Here is a 16,323-nt window from a genome sequence, read left to right as displayed (position 1 = left end):
CTTGCCGAAATCGGGCTCACCTGGGCTTGTAGCTGGGCGACTTTGGCCTAGAATTCCGTATTGAGACTGACAGCCCCGTAAGTCGCGTATCTTCTTAAACTGCAATTAGATAGATAAAGCAACTCAGTCTCAATAAAGACGAAGACCTTGTTGACCTTATTGAGATTCCCATGTCTGATCCGTTTGCTTTGGAAGCCGTCGACGTAGCTCTTACCCCGATGGAGCGGTTCGAGGAGTACCTTAAAAGTAAGGGAAAGCGAATCACGCAGCCTCGCCGCATCCTCATCGAGCACGTTTTTAGCCACCACGAGCATTTCGACGCCGATCAATTGATCGACGAACTCTCGCACCACAGTAAAGGCTCGGACCGTGTCAGCCGCCCGACCGTTTACCGCACGCTGAACGAACTGGTCGAAGCCGGGCTGCTGCGAAAGATGGAAATCGGCGGCCGAGCCGTCTACGAACACGATTACGGCTACCCCGATCACGATCACCTGTACTGCACCCAGTGTCAGCAGCTGATCGAGTTTCAAAGTGCCGAGCTGAAAGAGCTCCGCGACGAAGTGGCCCGCCTGCACCAATTCCGCGCCACCGGCCACCGCTTCATCATCAATGGCGTCTGCGACGAGTGCCAGAAAAAGTCCCGCCGCAAAAAACGCCGGGTCGATCTGATCTAGGTCGTCTGTCTTAAGGCCTGAAAGGCCGGTCGAATGTAGCCAGGGGCGTGACCCCCTGGATTCGGAAGACAGTTCCGTCTTAAGCCCTGGAAGGGCGACCGAAAACATTGTGCTCGTTTCGGACGCCCTTCCAGGGCTTTCGCTTCTATTCGATCGGTACCAGGGGCTCACGCCCCTGGCTACAATCGGTCGCCCCTCGCGGGGCTAAGAGGCTTTAAACCTTCAACTCTTCATTCTCGAGCGAAACGTCTGCGTAGCGATCGCGGATCGGTTGGATGATATCGGCCAGGAAGTCATCGACCTGTTCTGGGGCGCGGCCGACGTACTTGAGTGGCTCGAGGATTTCTTCCGCGTCGAACTCGGGGAATGCCGGGTCGGCTTTGATCCGGTCGAGCATATCGTTGTCGAGACCTTCCTGCTTGATGCGTGCACCTGCTTCACGCGAGAAAACACGAATCTTTTCGTGCAGGTCCTGGCGATCGCCACCCGCTTTGACGGCGGCCATCATGATGTTTTCGGTCGCCATGAACGGCAGCTCTTCGGCCAGGTGCCGCTTGATGAGCGCCGGGTACACAACCATCCCGTTACAAACGTTGGCCAGGATGATCAGGATGGCATCGATGCCCAGGAACGAAAGCGGCAGGCTCAAACGACGATTGGCACTGTCGTCCAGGGTGCGTTCCATCCACTGCGTGGCCAGCGTGTTGGCCCCGTTGGCCTGATTGCTGATCACGTAACGAGCGAGCCCGCAAATGCGTTCGCTACGCATGGGGTTCCGCTTGTACGGCATCGCCGACGAGCCGATTTGATCCTTCTCGATCGGTTCTTCCAGTTCGCGGCGGTGGGACAGGATTCGGATATCGGTGGCAATCTTATGAGCCGACTGGGCAATCCCGCTCAGGCAGTCGAGCACCTGGGTATCGACCTTACGCGAATAGGTCTGACCGGTGACGGCATACAGCTGGTCGAAGCCCATCTTCTCGGCGACGCGCTTTTCGAGCTTCTTCACCAGGTCATGATTTCCCTGGAACAGTTCCAGGAAGCTGGCCTGGGTACCGGTCGTGCCCTTGGTGCTACGGAAACGCAGCTGGTCCAGGCGATGTTCGACTTCTTCCAGGTCCAAGACCAGGTCGTAGCACCACAGCGTGGCCCGCTTGCCAATCGTGGTGGGCTGAGCCGATTGCAGGTGAGTAAAGCCAAGGCAGGGGAGGTCGCGGTACTGCTTGGCGAAGTCGGCCAGCATGTAGATGCAACGAACCAGGCGATCGCGAACCAGCTCCAACGATTCCCGCAGCAGAATCAGGTCCGTGTTATCAGTCACGAAGCAGCTGGTCGCACCGAGGTGAATGATCGGCTTGGCCACCGGGGCCGCTTCGGCGAACGTTTCGACGTGGGCCATCACGTCGTGCCGGCGACGCTTCTCATGCTTGGCGGCCAGGTCGAAATCGATGTTGTCCAGGTTGGCCCGCATCGCTTCGAGCTGCTCGTCGGTAATCGAAAGGCCCAGCTCTTGTTCCGACTCGGCCAGGGCCAGCCACAGTCGCCGCCAAGTGGAATGCTTCTTCTGCGGACTCCACAAAAAGCTCATGTCCCGCGAGGCATACCGAGAGATCAACGGGTTTTCGTATTGTTCGTGCGACACGTGGAGGTCCCCTGTCTGGATGCTAGTTGGCGTCTGAACCGATTGATTTTAGCGAAGTCGGGACCGTTTCGGCAGGGTATGCCCGGCAGATATCGGACGGCGCAGCACCCTCCGGTCCCCTCGCCCCTAAGGGGAGAGGGTTAGGGTGAGGGGCAGTTCGCCTATTGGCAGCGCATGCGCAAGCGAGGTTCCGAAGGGTACGGAAGCTACGTCTGGCGTTGTGAGGTGAAGATCGGTCAGAAAACCCTCACCCTAGCCCTCTCCCTGCGAGGGAGAGGGGACAAGATTCTTTAAGGCGGTCCGCGTTCGCTGGCTTCATTCGTTTCGTTCGTTCCTGCGTCGACGACCTTCGAGTCGCGAAGTCGTGCGGGGGCCACGCCCAAGTCCGCTTGGGCGTGTTTTTGAATGGCGCCGCGAACGCGTTGCCGTCGCGCCGGTGTGATGATCTTCTTGGGCTCGCCATAAAGACGAACCTTTACCTGCTTCGCGCGTTGTGGACGTTCTTCGCACGAAGACGTTTCCTTCAGGCCATCCAGTTCCCGCTGCAACGCGTCGATCTCTTCCTGCTTCTGGCAAATCTCTCGATGCAGTTGCCGGTCGAGGGCCTGCAGGCGGTAGTACGTGTAGGCGAACAGTCGGGCAGCTTCGTAAGTGAGTGGTTCTCGCAGGGGTCGCTTGAGCCGGTAGAGTTCGCGCTCACGAGCACGCGTGGCTTCGTCGCGCTCGCGTGGTTCGCGCTGATCGAGTGACGCAGGCCGAAGCGTGGTTGGCCGCCGAGTAGGAATCTGCGGAGGCGGATCTTCGGGGAACTCGTGCGCGGCGGTCTCTGGATCGATGTCAACGACCTGGCGATTGGCTCCATAGGAAGGAGGCGTCTCCGGCAGGACCATCAACACTTCCCCGCAGCAGGGGCACAGCAGTCGGTTGCCATCGCGCACGGCAACCTGCGGAGCGTGGCCTTTTGAGCCAGCTCCGTGTGTTTCCGGTTGGGATGCGTGGTGATGGGACATGATGTTCGCTTGTGTGGTGAAGTTGTGTTGATGAATCGTGTGCCACTGCCGCCCTCGGCAGTGCGAAGTGAGAAAATGGTGAGCCATCCCTAATTGGCCGCAAGAGCACTGGCCAGAGGCCAGTGGCACACCGAGGTTGGGACTGGCACGCCCAAGAAGAATTGGGCATAGCACCCGCAGAAGCGAGCGTGCTTCGTTGGATGTACGTGTAATTTAGACGACTAGCGCATCAGTAAGATAGTGCGCCTGGAAGATTTCTGTAGGGCTCGCGTGTCGCGGGTCGTCTCCCTGGTACCCGCTTTGCGACCCGCGACACGCGGGCCCTACTTCTTATCCGTGTTATCCGTGGTTGGTCTTCTCTTTCTGCTACAATAAACCCCGCCCGGCGGCGAATATCTTTTCGCTTTACTAGGTGCCTGTGAACCGGGGGTCACGATGCAACACTGGGCCGTCTATGGCTGGGGTTTCTTATTTGTCGTGATCGCGTTGTGCGCGTTTGTGCTCGATCGGGATATGAGCGTGCGCGATCGGAAGCTTCAGGCCGGGCTGCCGGAGGAAAAACGTCGCCGTAACCGTCTTCCGTGGGTGACGCTGATTGGCAGCGTCGCGGTGGTGGCCGCGATCGGCTATGCGATTGTTTACGGCGGAAGCTTTCGTTACGCGGTCGTACCGCTGATCGTGCACATCGTGCTGTTTTCGCTCTTGGGGCTGAGCATCTTGTGGTTTCTCTCAGGCCTGTTTCGCGAAGGTAACCTCGGGCGCAAGGCAAAGCATTTCGTGCGGTCGTTGGGCTTCGGACTGTGCACTTGATGGCCTTTTTGACGATCCTGGGCGTGTCGGCCGGCGCCGTCAGGTCGTACTACCCCAAAGCACCAATCGGTGAACAGATCCTCACGACGCTGTTCTTCACGGTGATCATCTCGCTGATTACCGTCGTCGCCTATTTGGGTACCGACACCCTCTTCTTCGGACGCGGTTCCGGCAGAAGAGCGAATCGGTTACGCGAGATTGAGAAGCGACGCGAGGACGAAGACTTTTAGCGTTCGAAGACTCGAGTGACTAGAATATTCCGCGGCTGTTTGAAAATCTCTTGATGCTACGTGAAGGCGCATGATCGAGGACGTTTCTAGTTCCGTTTGGGCAAGTGTTGCCACGACCACACTCATGGTGCTGTTGGTGTTGCCGTGGTGGTTTGGAAGTCGCGATTCGCAAGCATCGAACGCTTGGAAGAAAATTGGAATCAGCCTGGGGATGGTGCTAATCCTGATTGGTGGAGGGGCAATCTGCGTTTCTGCTGATCCGAGGATCCTAAGGAGTCCGGTCCACTTTGTTTTGGGATCGATCTGCTTCGGATTCTCGATTCTGGGAATTGCGCTTGTTGTCTGGTATCTCCTGTTGGTCGTCCTCCGCCCGAAAACGACAAATGACAATCGGAATGATTGGCAGCGTCAGTTCACCATTTATCAGCTGATGGGAGCCACGCTATTGCTGGGCGCTGTGTTTGGGGTGGTACGACTCCTACACGATCTCCCGCGCCGATCGATGTGGCTCGTGTTCTTCTTTTTGGCCATGGTCAGTATGACGGTGATTGCCGGTGGAGTGGTGCACTTTTTATTAGCAGACGGCGACTCGTCACTTCTACGTCGTAGAAATCGCAGGGGGAGCAAATCAATTACGCTTCCCCCAGACCTTTCTGGCCAGCAGCAGGAAAATGAAAAGAACGAGTGATGACACGCACTCGTTACATATTCGTCAAATCATCCACCGCGTGGTTCCCCACCAGTCGGTCCAGCGCCGAAGCCAGCTTGGGTGCAATCGAAGCATCCTGGGCGTAGATCCGGCAGATGACGCGGCTGACTGGGAGCGAGCGGAAGATCTTGTCGGTGGTTAGCTCTTTGATCTTCTTCTGAGCCCCGTCGTACATGAAGTTCTGGTGGTCGCTGGGTCCGCGGGTGTTGGGGCGGAAGACGGTTCGGTTCAGGGCGATCTTCAGCGGGATGTCCTTCAACTCTGGCGGAAGCACTTCGCGCAGCGCGGCCAAGGCAAAGTTTTCGCTGCGGAAGATGGTCATCTCCTGGCTTTCCCCTTCGTCGAAGCGGAGGGAGCGTTCGCAGATGAACTTCCAGGGGATGTTGCGCTGCAGGACGTCTTGCCACTTGCGACCGACCTCGGCCTGGTGAGGGTCGTCCGACTGATGCCAGCGGGCGGCATCGACCAGCAGGCTGAACTCGGTGAAGCCTTGGTAGGCGGCGAGGTTCTCGATCGGGTTGCCGGGGAACATCCAGGGGCGGCTTTCGGCGAACAAGTCTTCCAGCGTCTTATCGATTGCCATCACTTCGCGGTGGAAGTAAACGGTTTGGAAAAGCTCTGCCCGGACGTTCATGAAGCGGATGAGGGCCGCCATGCCGCGTTCGTGGATGGTAAGTCCTTTTTCCGTGAAAAAACTGTAACGGATCAGTCGCTCCAGGTCGTACGACTGCTGGCTGTAGCCGGTCATGTAGGCATCGCGGAGGACGAAGTCCATGTTGTCGATCGTGTAGATGCCGCTGAGCAGACTACGCAGAAAGCTGAGCCACTGCGGGCGATCGGCTTCGTCCCCGGCCTTGGGCCGCTGGATCATCCAGGCAATGTGCTCGGGGTTAATCTGTTCGCTGTCTTCCATCTGCGAGTACGGGTTCCGCCGCAGCTGCGAAAGCAGGTCCCCCAACTCGTGCTGAATGATGTGGGCCCCCAAGGATTCGTGCGTCAGACCGAAGTGCTGTAGGAAGTGGCTGTCGAAGAAGTGTCCAAACGGACCATGCCCTACGTCGTGCAAGAGGCCGGCCATCCGCAGGAGCGATTCGACGTGCCCGCGGGAAGGGGCATCGGGGCAGACTTCTTTCAGGCTTGGATACAGCTGATTGATCAGCCGGCTGGCCAGGTGCATCACGCCGAGGATGTGCTGGAAGCGGGTATGCTCGGCCGTGGGATAGACCCACCAGGCCGTTTGCAGCTGATGAATCTGCCGCATCCGCTGTAGCCAGGGATGGTCGATGATGGTCCGTTCGGTGACTTCGCCGGGGGAAATTCCCTCGGAAACGAAGGGAACATATCCATGGATGGGATCGTAGCAGAGGGACTCGGCGGCAAATTTATCGAGATTCACCCTTACTCCTTTGGGGTTAATTGGTCAGGCTCGGCTAGCAGAGCTTGCACCAGATTCGCTAGTTTCGCAGAATCAGGGAGATTCGTTAATTGGTTTAATCGTTACATCTTACATGTGACGGTTATGGTTTTAGCATCAGATGCGTAGAACCGGGGCAGTTCCAAGTCGGAATTTTAAACGCATTTGCCGATAGAAATAGCACCTCGGATTTTCCCGAATGTACGACAGGCAGCCCTTTGGGGAAATTCGTTTCACTCAGGCGGAGGAGTTTTGATTGTGATGCAGGCTTATCACTGGGCGCGGCTCGCCCTACTGTGCGTAGGTATTTTCTCGTTTGCTCAGGCCCAGGTAGAAGCTGCTCCGCAGGCAGCGACCGTGCTTCCCCATACCATCAAGAGCTACGTTTCGATCCCTGATTACGATCAGTGCTCCGCAAACTTCGACGAAACGCAGATCGGTAAAATGATGGCCGACCCGGTCATGAAGCCATTTACGGACGATCTGAAGGAACAAATCAAGCAAAAGCTGATCGCCGGCGGCGTGAAGCTGGGCATCAACCTGGATGACCTGAAAGACGTCTACGCCGGGGAAATCTGCTTCGCCAACGATCAGCCCAACGGTGCCAAGAGCGACGGCGTGGTCCTGACGGTCGATGTGACCGGCAAGCAAGCCCAGGTCGACGTGTTGCTGGCCAAGATCTCGGCCAACCAAAAGGCCAACGGCGCGAAAGAGTCGAAGGTGACCATTGCCGGCGTGCAGGCCACCAAGTTCGATCTTCCGCCTAATGCCGAAAAGCCTGGCCCGAACGAAGCGTACTACGCTCAGCAGCAAGACCTGCTGATCGCTACCGACTCGCTGGCGACGCTGACCTATATCCTGGAATCGATCGCCGCCGTCAAACAAGACAACCTGGCATCGCTCGAAGCGTTCACCGCTGTGCTCGCTCGGGCTGCCAAGGGACGTGGACCCGATACGTACGACTTCGAGTGGTTCGTCGAGCCGTTTGGCTATGCCGAAGTGATCCGCTCGCAGCAGGGTGGCCGTAAGAAGCGTGGTACCGACATGCTGCAGCTGCTGCGAAACCAAGGTTTCGACGCCGTGAAGGGCTTGGGCGGTTACGTGAACTTTGTCGTGGCCAACGACACCGATCAGCTGGAAATGGTCCACAGCTCGTTCGTCTACGCTCCGCAAGATCCTAAGGCCGAAAACGGCGAACGCTTCCGCCTGGGTGCTCGCATCTTGGACTTCCCCAACGATCCTAACTTCCAGCCGTATGATTTTGTGCCGGAAGACATCGCCACGTTCCTCGACTTCCGCTGGAACGTGCAAGACGCGTTCAAGTTCAGTGAAACGATCGTCAACGAATACGCCGACGACGAAATCTTCGACGAACTGATCGAAAGCCTGGAGAAAGACCCAGCCGGCCCGAAGGTCGACGTGGTCAACCAGATCGTTCGCCACCTGGACAGCAAGGTCTGCATGCTGGTCGACGTGAAGACGCCGATCACGCCGCAGTCGGAACAACGCGTGGTGGGTGTGCATCTGCTGGATGCCGCCCCGGTCAAAGCGGCCATCACGCAGATCATGCAGCAAGACCCCAACGCTGAAAAACATGAGGTCGGTGAAGAAGAGATCTGGGAGATCCACGAAGAGGAAGAAGAGATCCCGACGCTGGTGATCAGCGGTCCCGGCTTCCCCGATGCCTTTGCTGCCAACAATCAGTTCACCCAAGACGACAACAAGCCTAAGATCCCCAACGCAGCCGTTTCGGTCGTGGGTGACTGGGTGTTCTTCGCCAACAACAAGGAACTGATCAAGAAGGTCATCCTGACCAAGCAGGCCGGTGGCAATGCCAAGCTGCTGCTTCAAGCGGGCGATTACCAACGCATGGACAAGGCCCTGCAGGTGCTGGGAAGCGGAGCGGATAGCTTCCGTCACTTTGCCCGCACCGATCAAGCGGCCCGCGTCACGTACGAACTGATGCAGCAAGGCAAGATGCCCGAATCGGAATCGGCCTTGGGTAAGATCATCAACGAACTGTGGAGCATGGGCCAAGACGACGATATGGCAACCCGCGAGCAGCAGATCGACGCCAGCAAGTTGCCACCGTTCGACCAGGTCGAAGGTTACCTCGGCCCAACCGGTTCGTATGCCCGCACCGAAGGCGACGGCTGGTACGTCAGTGGCGCGATGCTGAAGAAGTAGTTCTCAGCGGCAAGCATGATGGAAAACAGAAAGAAGCCTCGGCACTTAGCCGGGGCTTTTTTCGTTGGCCTTCGCTGCTTCGCCGTAGCGAGCAAGCAGATGGCTTCGCGTCGGTTCCAGGACGAGAAGCGTCGAGGTATGGCTGAAGACCTGATTATTGGATTGCATCTTTTCTCGCCGGACCATCACGATTCGGCTCTCGTCGAACTGGCTCGGGCGTAGTGTGATCTTCTCCCACGAGATCAGCGAGAACGAGCCGATCACCACGCCGTTCTCGAAAAACTCGGTCGTGCCAATGCTACGCCCCCAAACAAGCTGCATCATCGCAGTGCCTGCGAAGAAGGAAAGCTGAACTTGCTGCACCAGAAACAATGGCTGCGTACTCGCATCTGGGGCCGAGGTCACGAATAACGCAATTCCCAGTTGAACGAGGGCAAAGGACAGCAGCCCCAAGCTGCCCATGATCATCGGCCCATATTTGCCGGGCAGCTTGCCTGGGTATCCGATACCAATTCGCTTGCCAGCTTGTTTCAGCGTTTCGGATCGGCGATAGGAAAAGAAGAGAGCGGTCGCCGAGGCGATGATCAATTGCATGACCATCGCGATGAGGAACTGAAGCTGTTTGCCAGGCTCCATCATGCGGTACAGCGGAGCGGCCAGCGCACATAGAAACGCCAGACCGGACATCAGCCCCATCAAATGAATCAGGCCGAACTGCCGAGGCTTCTCGTCGACGTCTTCCAGTTCCGGTTCGGTGGCCATGAAAGTCCAAAGGGAGAGATCGCATCAAGGGATGCGATAAGACTAACCGAACCGGCGACCGAAGGCTATCAAATCGAAATTATTCTGCGGCCGATTTCGTGGCGTGCTTCTTCAAGAACGCGAACACGGCCTTGGTCGGTTCGTCTCCGGCGGTACCCAGGTCCTTGTTGATGCTCCCGTGATCCTTTCCCTTGGCGGCAAACGCTTCGGCCTCGCCTCCGGCGTTGTTCACGGCTTTGGCAAACGCATTGCTCATCAGCGTGGCATCAGGACGGGAGGCGACATGCAACAGCAGGAACGGCGGATAGTGGGTTCCCTGCTTGATATGCGTGATGGGGGAGTACTTCTTCTGGCTTTCGGCCGTGTCGCCAAATGCATTGGTATAGAGTTCGGCTCGATCGCTCTTGGTGCGATCGAGGAACTTGACCAGCTTCGCGGCATCGTAGGTGGCCGTATCGACCGGGAAGCAGCCGGCGATGTTGTCGAGGCTCAGCCCTTGTGACTTTAGGTACGACTCGTCACTGCATACTAATGCTGAGAGATGGGCACCGGCCGAGTGGCCGCCGACGAAGATCGTCTCAGGCGAACCGCCATGCTGGGCGATGTTGGCGTGCACCCACTTGATCGCGGTCGCGACGTCGGTGGCCAGGTCGTTCATTTCATGCTGTGGGACGAAGCGGTAGTTGATCGAGACGAAGACATAGCCTTGGCTGGTGAATGCTTGCGGCTTCTTTTGCACGAGAACTTTGTTGCCCCGTCGCCAGCCGCCGCCATGGATCCATACAACGACCGGCAACTGCTTGGCATCTTGGGGGGCGTAGATATCCAGCTGCTGGCGTGGGCTGTCGGTGCCGGCGTAGGGAACGTTTCGCGTGACCTGGGTATCGGCGGCCCAGGCAGTCGAGGCCATTAGCAGCAAAACGAGAACAGATTTCCCCATGACTTCGTTATCCCCATCAATGGTTTGGTGGTTATGTCGACACTTGGCCCCTTTTTGCGGCCAGGGTAGATGAAAAGAGCCAGCTTTTGCGGTTATGCTCAGGACCTATCGGAGGATTCGACTCCCCAGCAGTGCGAAAGCTTGGCGTTTAGGCTTACTGCGCTATAATTCCGGGAGTTTCCAGAAAAACGGCAATCCACGGGGAATATTGGATAGTGACAAGCTCGAACGACGTGAACGACATCCCTTCGCGCCCAGTGAACCTGAAAGAATTGAAGGAGAGCGGTTGGCAGTCGCGCTCCGTGAAAGAGGAGATTCAAGAAAACTTCATGCGGATGCTCGCCGCCGAGGAAGAAACGTTCCCCGGTATGGTGGGTTACGAAGATACCGTCCTGCCTGAGATCCACCTCGCCTTGATCGCCGGGCACGACATGCTGTTCATGGGCGAAAAAGGGCAGGGGAAGAGCCGCATGATGCGGATGATGGTGCGCTTCCTGGACGAGGCCGTTCCGTATCTGAACATCCCCGGCTGCCCGGTGCACGAAGACCCTTATCATCCAATTACTTCCGTGGCGAAGAACTTCGTGGCCAATCATGGGGACGAAGAGATCCCGATTGCCTGGTGGCCGCGAGAAGAACGCTATGCCGAACGCCTGGCACCCGGGACCAAGTTTGCCGACGTGATTGGCGAAATCGATCCGGCCAAGCTGGCTGGCGGTGTGAGCATGAGCACGGAAGAAGCATTGCACTTCGGTCTCATCCCGCGGATGCACCGGGGCATCTTCGCGATGAACGAACTGCCCGAGCTCGACGAGCTGGTGCAAGTCGGTTTGTTCAACATGCTCGAAGAACGCGACGTGCAGATTCGCGGCTATCCCGTGAACTTCGATATCGACCTGGTGCTGCTCTTCTCGGCCAACCCTTCGACGTTCAATCGTAGTGGTAAGGTGATCCCGCAGCTGAAGGACCGGATTGGTTCGGTCATTCATACGCACTATCCGCGGCAGCGTGATCTGGGGATTCAGATTATCGAGCAGGAAGCGGAAGTCCGCTTGGATGGCGATTACCCAGTGGTGATGCCGTACTTCATGAAGGAAGTGCTCGAGCAGGTCACCGAAGCGGCTCGGCGGAGCAAGTTTGTCGATCAACAGTCAGGCGTCAGTGCCCGGTTCAGTATCGCCAACTACAGTACCGTAATCGCTTCGGCCCGGCATCGTGGGATTCTGCTCAACGAGAAGCCGGCGGTCGTCCGCCTGAGCGACTTCGGTCACATCTATACGTCAAGTCTCGGCAAGCTGGAACTCGACATGATGGGCAGTCATCAGATGTCGGAGCGGCAGGTCTTGGACTCGCTGATCGCCGAAGCGGTCGGGACGGTCTTCCAGGAATACATCCAAGAGCACGGGCTTGAGCAGATCGCCGAGATCTTCCAGAAGGGGATCAAGATCGAAGTAGGTGACTTGCTTCCTTCGGAATATTACAGCGAGCGGCTTAAACGCGTGCCGCCGGTGTGGGACCGCGCGTTTGAAGTGAACGCCTCCGAAAACCCAGCCATGCGGGCCTCGTGCGTCGAGTTTGTACTGGCCGGTCTGTATGCGTTGGATCGAATCAGCCGAGCCCAACATCACGGCAAGATTACGTACGAGTTTGAATAGTTAAAACGCGAACTCTCGGAGCCCTGAAAGGGCGATCGAAAGTGCTATCGACGACTTCGGTCGCCCTTCCAGGGCTAGTTCGTTCGGTGCAATCACATACCAGGGGCTGACGCCCCTGGCTACATTCGACCGCCCTTACCAGGGCTTAAGAGCGTATGTCAAAATCACCACGCAAACAAAAACCGGGCGGGATCATTCATACCTATCAGAAGTATGACCCGACGAAGTTTCCCAGCCCCAAAGCACCGCCGCCGGATCTTGTTTCCCCGGCGATGGAGCATTGGTTGATGTACGGCGACCGGATGGAGCTGACGCCAGAGCAGCTGGCCAATGCCGTGAAGATTGATCCAAGTCAGATCGCAGGCCTCGGGCCGAGCATCGACGCACTGATCAAGATGCTGGAGGAACGCAAGCGGAAGATCCTGGAGACGTACGAGACCGACGCCGCGCAGAAAGCCGCCAAGAAGGCTTACCGCGATCAGGGCGAGTCGATGGAGCCGCCCAAACGGCAGCGAGAACGATTTCAGCTAGGTTTCGAGCAGGAACAGCTCTACGACTTGGAACGCGTCTGGTACAGCCTGGACGACGAGCGTTCCCCCTTTGGCCGCGACCTGGTGATGCTGATCGAGCATCTCGGCCGGAAGTACGAAGTCGATCAGTTGGTGGCCAAGTATACCTTCACCGGTCGCCAGCAGATGACCGTCGACGAGGCAATTGAGGTCAAGGAAGAGCTGGAGAAGATCGACGAGCTGCTCGAACAGCTCAAGCAGGCCCGCGAGAACGCCCAGATTGGCATCATCGACATGGAGCAGCTTTCCGAATACGCCGACCCCGGCGAGATGGAACAGCTGATGCAGCTGCAGCGGCAGGTCGAACAATATCTGCGCGAGCAAGCCGAGCAGCAGGGCCTGACCAACCAGTCGGGGCACGTGCACCTGACGCCGCAAGCGTACAAGATCTTCCAGGGAAAACTGCTCGAGCGGATCTTCAGCAACCTGCAAGCGTCACGCTCGGGGCGGCATCAAGGACCGATCGAAGGGGAAGGGGCGGTCGAACTGCAATCGACCAAGGATTACGAGTTCGGCGATTCGCTGACCAATATGGACATCCCCCAGACGCTGATCAACGCGATGCTGCGCCAGGGGGACGAGCGGCCGCTGCAAATGCGGAGCGAAGACATCGTTATTCACAAGACGAAGAACAACCCGAAGTGTGCGACCTGCGTGATCATGGATATGAGCGGGAGCATGCGGTACGACGCCCAGTACGCCAACGTCAAGCGGATGGCCCTGGCCATGCAGGGGCTTATCCGCAGTGAGTTCCCCGGTGACTTCCTGCAAATGATCGAGATGTACTCTTTCGCCAAGCCGGTTGCCCCAGGCGAAGTGATTGGTTTGTTGCCCAAACCGGTGACCATTCATGATCCGGTCGTTCGGCTGAGGGCCGATATGAGCAAGCCTGAGGTGAGCGAATATCGAATTCCACCTCACTTCACCAACATCCAGCATGCCCTGCAGCAGGCAAGACTTTTCCTCAGCAGCCAGGATACACCCAACCGGCAGATCATTTTGATAACAGACGGCCTGCCGACGGCTCACTTCGAAGGGCATGAGCTCTTTTTGCTCTATCCGCCGGACGAACGGACCGAAGCGGCCACGATGCGGGAAGGCAAGCTCTGTCAGCAGCAGGGCATCACGATCAACATGTTCCTGGTCCCCAGCTGGTCGCAGAGTGAAGAAGACATCCGCTTTGCCTACCGCCTGGCCGAATCGACCAAAGGCCGCGTCTTCTTCACCGCCGGCAACGATTTGGACCGGTACGTGGTGTGGGATTACATCCAACGCAAGCGAGAAGTCTTGGGGTAAGAGGGAAAACCGCAGAGTACGCGGATCGACGCTGATAACTAAGATCGCCAAAGGCGATCCTCTCCGCATCCGCGAATATCTGCGTAATCCGCGGTGGTTTTCTTTGCTCTTGGCTCTGCGGTTTTCCTCATCTAACCGGAAAAATAAGCACAACTTTCTTCTGGTCACGATTTGACCAAGTCTTTCGCCCCCTTTTGCCGATGAAAGAGACACGGTGTGGTCGTTTTCTTGAAGAAAAGTGGCCTGCCGCAGACTCAGAAACACCCCTTGGGAGCAGGAAATGGCAAGTGTCGATGGGATCGCAGCACAAGCGAGTGCGATTCAACAATCTCAGGTACAGAATCAGGTCGATATCGCCGTGGCGAAGAAGTCTTTGGATGCTCAAAAGCTGCAAGGCGATGCCGCCGTACAGCTGATTGAGTCCGCCGCACGAATTAGCAAGTCGCCAGGTACCGGTAACTTGATCAACACGACCGGCTAAGCTCTTTTCGACTAGCGAAACACATCACGCCGCAGCACTTCGTAGTGTTCGCGGCGTGTTTTGTTTCTTGTCGGCAACATGAAAGTTTGCTGTGCGCGTTTGCTTCGCGTGAACAAGTCAGTTGCCTTCGCGCTTTGAAGAGCTATGGTTCGAAATGCATACCGCGCGCGGTTGTTGTTTGATGAAACATGACAAACAGCATCACAAAATCATGCGACAAACAACGCGTAAGTTATTGCGTTTTTAAAACGTCGTCGTTAGTCTAAAGAAGAGTGACATGCTTGCATGTCATTCAAGTCGCTACGGCAAACCTTGCAAAACAAAAGTCACTTGCAAGTTTGCTTCCAAGCGAACCCGTTCTGAAGGCTTTGAATGATCGATTACTACCAGGCATTTCTCGAAGCACCTAGCCGAGAAGGTTTCCTGAAACTTCAAGAGGAAGTGAAAACGGAAACCGACTTTTGTTCGGCAGGAAGCTTCGTAAACCAACTGGCCGATTTGTGCCAGCGCGGCTGCTACGAACAAATGTTCGAGCAGACCGAAATGATGCCGTTTGCCTGGGTAGCATCTCCTTCGGCACATCTCTATGCATCGATTGCCGCCCAGCAGATGGGCTGCGATGACGATGCCGAACTCGAGCGTTTCGTCACCGAATCGATCCTGCAGGGTCTCTTGGAAACGGGGGACGGCTCGGCCGACGACCCGTACCGCATCACCTATCTGTCCGATCGCCAAGATCTGCTGGCTTATTTCAGCTTGAATGTTGAGAAGCAGCGACTGGTTCGGTCCCCTTCTGGCATGATGGATGTGGTAACGACCACCACCGGCGACGATCTTTGCTTCTTGTTAGGTGACTTGGAGACAGCTTCCCAGTTGGAAGACCGTCCGAATCTTCGCTTAACCGCCAGTCACCCGCGACTGGCCTCGAAACGTCTGGCCGCTTGCTCGCCCCGCCGCATCTGGTAACCCACGAGCGGTCATCTTTTGAGGGAATGTTCTTCCGGCCATGTCCGACCCGTGCGTGATATTTGATTTGGACGGCACGTTGGTCGACAGCGAGACCCTCGGCTCTCAGGCCTTATTGGATATGCTGCCGGAACTTGGCGAACCGTTGGCTGTCATTTCCGAGCGATACCGCGGGCAGCGAATGGCCAACATCATGGCCGACGTCGAAAAGCGGCTCGGCCGAACGCTGCCCGTTAACTTCGAGAACGATTACCGCGAATATGCCGCGTCGCGGATTGAAGCCGAACTGAAGCCCATGCCCGGTGTGTTGGCCATGCTTGAAAAGCTACACCTGGCGCGGTGCGTGGCTTCGAGCGCACCCAAGCCCAAGATCGAGCTCGCACTGAACGTCTGCGGACTGGCTCCGTTCTTTGGAAGCGACGTGTTTAGTTGCTACGAGATTGGTGCCTGGAAGCCTGATCCGGCCATCTTTCTGCATGCTGCCCAGGCAATGAAGGTGACGACCCAGCGATGTATCGTCGTCGAAGATAGTGATGTGGGCGTCTCGGCCGCGGTCACCGCCGGCATGCGCGTCTTGCGTTACGACCCGGCCGGCAGCTATACGTCGTCGGAAAGTGTACACTGCTTTGGGCACATGGACGAACTGTTGCCGCTAGTGATCGAATACTCCGGGTAGCGGCCACGATCAATCTTTGTTCATCGCCCCACCTTCTTAGCCGCACGCTCTTGGCAGCGGCAAATATGCACCAGCGGCGATGTGTCAGCACTAAGCTTAAGCTTCATGGGATGTTGCGCGCGGAATCCGCAAAGTCGTGCTCCCAGGGCAGGTGATCACTCTTTGGCCAATTACTATGAAATATTTTTTAGGACTTGATATTTCGTGACATCATTATAGCATAAAACCCATCGTTTTAGTGTGGTCAAACCGACCGCGACCAAAGCGTAAGGCGGCAAGTTAGTCTCGGTTTCTTTTCC

Annotated in this window: 15 protein-coding genes; 10 read left to right on the top strand and 5 right to left on the bottom strand. The window is 57.0% G+C overall.

What is annotated here, in order from left to right; translation table 11 throughout:
• Positions 1-170 precede the first annotated feature (170 nt).
• A complete protein-coding gene (locus tag PSR63_RS03395) occupies positions 171-677 on the top strand; it encodes a Fur family transcriptional regulator (RefSeq protein WP_274330757.1) in 507 nt (168 codons plus the stop codon).
• A gap of 214 nt (positions 678-891) precedes the next feature.
• On the opposite strand, the gene purB is transcribed toward PSR63_RS03395, so the two are convergent.
• Positions 892-2,319 carry an adenylosuccinate lyase gene (purB, locus tag PSR63_RS03390; protein ID WP_274330755.1) on the bottom strand — a complete coding sequence of 476 codons (1,428 nt, stop codon included), beginning with the start codon at positions 2,317-2,319 and terminating at the stop codon, positions 892-894.
• 290 nt (positions 2,320-2,609) lie between these two features.
• A complete protein-coding gene (locus PSR63_RS03385) occupies positions 2,610-3,329 on the bottom strand; it encodes a hypothetical protein (RefSeq protein ID WP_274330753.1) in 720 nt (239 codons plus the stop codon).
• Positions 3,330-3,764: 435 nt separating this feature from the next.
• Here PSR63_RS03385 and PSR63_RS03380 point away from each other — a divergent pair, with 435 nt between their 5' ends.
• From PSR63_RS03380 to PSR63_RS03370, 3 genes are all read left to right on the top strand, one after another.
• Complete coding sequence (locus tag PSR63_RS03380) at positions 3,765-4,139, top strand: hypothetical protein (protein ID WP_274330751.1); 375 nt, start codon at positions 3,765-3,767, stop codon at positions 4,137-4,139.
• Positions 4,139-4,369 carry a hypothetical protein gene (locus PSR63_RS03375; RefSeq protein WP_274330749.1) on the top strand — a complete coding sequence of 77 codons (231 nt, stop codon included), beginning with the start codon at positions 4,139-4,141 and terminating at the stop codon, positions 4,367-4,369. The genes PSR63_RS03380 and PSR63_RS03375 overlap by 1 nt, the downstream gene beginning before the upstream one ends.
• Before the next feature lie 70 nt (positions 4,370-4,439).
• Positions 4,440-5,057 (top strand): hypothetical protein, encoded by a 618-nt coding sequence (locus tag PSR63_RS03370; RefSeq protein WP_274330747.1) that lies wholly within the window; start codon positions 4,440-4,442, stop codon positions 5,055-5,057.
• A gap of 13 nt (positions 5,058-5,070) precedes the next feature.
• On the opposite strand, the gene PSR63_RS03365 is transcribed toward PSR63_RS03370, so the two are convergent.
• A complete protein-coding gene (locus PSR63_RS03365; RefSeq protein ID WP_274330745.1) occupies positions 5,071-6,474 on the bottom strand; it encodes an HD domain-containing protein in 1,404 nt (467 codons plus the stop codon).
• A 276-nt stretch (positions 6,475-6,750) separates the two neighbouring features.
• Here PSR63_RS03365 and PSR63_RS03360 point away from each other — a divergent pair, with 276 nt between their 5' ends.
• Positions 6,751-8,679, top strand: a complete 1,929-nt coding sequence (locus PSR63_RS03360) for a hypothetical protein (protein ID WP_274330743.1) — start codon at positions 6,751-6,753, stop codon at positions 8,677-8,679.
• A 45-nt stretch (positions 8,680-8,724) separates the two neighbouring features.
• Here the strand turns inward: PSR63_RS03360 and PSR63_RS03355 are convergent, their stop codons facing one another.
• Complete coding sequence (locus tag PSR63_RS03355; protein ID WP_274330741.1) at positions 8,725-9,441, bottom strand: hypothetical protein; 717 nt, start codon at positions 9,439-9,441, stop codon at positions 8,725-8,727.
• A 79-nt stretch (positions 9,442-9,520) separates the two neighbouring features.
• Positions 9,521-10,381 (bottom strand): alpha/beta hydrolase, encoded by an 861-nt coding sequence (locus PSR63_RS03350; protein WP_274330740.1) that lies wholly within the window; start codon positions 10,379-10,381, stop codon positions 9,521-9,523.
• Between the two features lie 215 nt (positions 10,382-10,596).
• Between PSR63_RS03350 and PSR63_RS03345 the strand changes: the two genes are divergently transcribed.
• From PSR63_RS03345 to PSR63_RS03325, 5 genes are all read left to right on the top strand, one after another.
• Positions 10,597-12,036, top strand: coding sequence for a magnesium chelatase (locus tag PSR63_RS03345; protein WP_274330738.1), 1,440 nt, complete (start codon positions 10,597-10,599; stop codon positions 12,034-12,036).
• Positions 12,037-12,191: 155 nt separating this feature from the next.
• Complete coding sequence (locus tag PSR63_RS03340) at positions 12,192-13,901, top strand: VWA domain-containing protein (protein WP_274330736.1); 1,710 nt, start codon at positions 12,192-12,194, stop codon at positions 13,899-13,901.
• Between the two features lie 280 nt (positions 13,902-14,181).
• Positions 14,182-14,382: a YjfB family protein gene (locus PSR63_RS03335; RefSeq protein WP_158261252.1), complete on the top strand. Its 201-nt coding sequence runs from the start codon at positions 14,182-14,184 to the stop codon at positions 14,380-14,382.
• A gap of 372 nt (positions 14,383-14,754) precedes the next feature.
• Positions 14,755-15,348: a hypothetical protein gene (locus tag PSR63_RS03330; protein ID WP_274330733.1), complete on the top strand. Its 594-nt coding sequence runs from the start codon at positions 14,755-14,757 to the stop codon at positions 15,346-15,348.
• Between the two features lie 40 nt (positions 15,349-15,388).
• Positions 15,389-16,024 (top strand): HAD-IA family hydrolase, encoded by a 636-nt coding sequence (locus PSR63_RS03325; protein ID WP_274330731.1) that lies wholly within the window; start codon positions 15,389-15,391, stop codon positions 16,022-16,024.
• Positions 16,025-16,323 lie beyond the last annotated feature (299 nt).

This window comes from Bremerella sp. P1 (assembly GCF_028748185.1).
In the GTDB taxonomy this organism is placed as follows: domain Bacteria; phylum Planctomycetota; class Planctomycetia; order Pirellulales; family Pirellulaceae; genus Bremerella.
The sequence above is the reverse complement of the archived record's forward strand: the minus strand, read 5'-3'. Positions and strand labels throughout refer to the sequence as shown.

Excerpts from the sequence above, each read along its gene's own strand:
- PSR63_RS03325 (WP_274330731.1), top strand. The coding sequence starts at position 15,389 with ATGTCCGACCCGTGCGTGATATTTGATTTGGACGGCACGTTGGTCGAC.
- PSR63_RS03395 (WP_274330757.1), top strand. The coding sequence starts at position 171 with ATGTCTGATCCGTTTGCTTTGGAAGCCGTCGACGTAGCTCTTACCCCG.
- PSR63_RS03375 (WP_274330749.1), top strand. The coding sequence starts at position 4,139 with ATGGCCTTTTTGACGATCCTGGGCGTGTCGGCCGGCGCCGTCAGGTCG.
- PSR63_RS03370 (WP_274330747.1), top strand. The coding sequence starts at position 4,440 with ATGATCGAGGACGTTTCTAGTTCCGTTTGGGCAAGTGTTGCCACGACC.
- PSR63_RS03380 (WP_274330751.1), top strand. The coding sequence starts at position 3,765 with ATGCAACACTGGGCCGTCTATGGCTGGGGTTTCTTATTTGTCGTGATC.
- PSR63_RS03335 (WP_158261252.1), top strand. The coding sequence starts at position 14,182 with ATGGCAAGTGTCGATGGGATCGCAGCACAAGCGAGTGCGATTCAACAA.
- PSR63_RS03340 (WP_274330736.1), top strand. The coding sequence starts at position 12,192 with ATGTCAAAATCACCACGCAAACAAAAACCGGGCGGGATCATTCATACC.
- PSR63_RS03330 (WP_274330733.1), top strand. The coding sequence starts at position 14,755 with ATGATCGATTACTACCAGGCATTTCTCGAAGCACCTAGCCGAGAAGGT.
- PSR63_RS03355 (WP_274330741.1), bottom strand. The coding sequence starts at position 9,441 with ATGGCCACCGAACCGGAACTGGAAGACGTCGACGAGAAGCCTCGGCAG.
- PSR63_RS03350 (WP_274330740.1), bottom strand. The coding sequence starts at position 10,381 with ATGGGGAAATCTGTTCTCGTTTTGCTGCTAATGGCCTCGACTGCCTGG.
- PSR63_RS03385 (WP_274330753.1), bottom strand. The coding sequence starts at position 3,329 with ATGTCCCATCACCACGCATCCCAACCGGAAACACACGGAGCTGGCTCA.